This is a genomic window from Staphylococcus sp. EG-SA-2, assembly GCF_017152085.1.
Map to the genome: position 1 here is coordinate 1 of NZ_JACYHC010000115.1, position 550 is coordinate 550.

General features: G+C 34.5%; 1 protein-coding gene. It reads right to left on the reverse strand.

Translation table 11 applies throughout. From position 1 onward, the window contains the following. Positions 1-248: 248 nt before the first annotated feature. A partial coding sequence (locus tag IDG60_RS01105) for an amino acid--tRNA ligase-related protein (RefSeq protein ID WP_346767027.1) occupies positions 249-550 on the reverse strand: 302 nt, incomplete at its 5' end.

Genomic DNA, 550 nt, shown 5'->3' on the forward strand with positions numbered 1-550 from the left:
TAATATAGCAATTTTTGTTATAAGATATCTCAATGTCTATCGTTAACATTTCTCATCCGAACTACTCTATATACGTATCGTCATTTTCATCTATCAGCCAACTACCTTGTTTAACAGTCAAAAATAGCACCACTATCGTTAACTATTACTATCAAAAACATTCAAACACGAACTAATTACCATAATTAAGAAAGCCCTCGCATACACATGTTGTATACACGAGAGCTCTTACTAACAATCAACGTCATTTATTTTTGTCTCATATAAGGGAATAATAATACGTCTCTGATTGATGGAGAGTCAGTTAATAACATAACCAATCTGTCAATACCGATACCAAGACCACCTGTCGGAGGCATACCATATTCTAACGCTTCAATGTAATCTTCATCCATTTCATGCGCTTCATCATTACCTTGCGCTTTTTCAACAAGTTGCGCTTCAAAACGACCTTTTTGATCAATAGGATCATTTAATTCAGTAAATGCATTTGCATGCTCTCTACCTACAATGAACAATTCGAAACGATCAGTAAATCTAGGATCTTCAG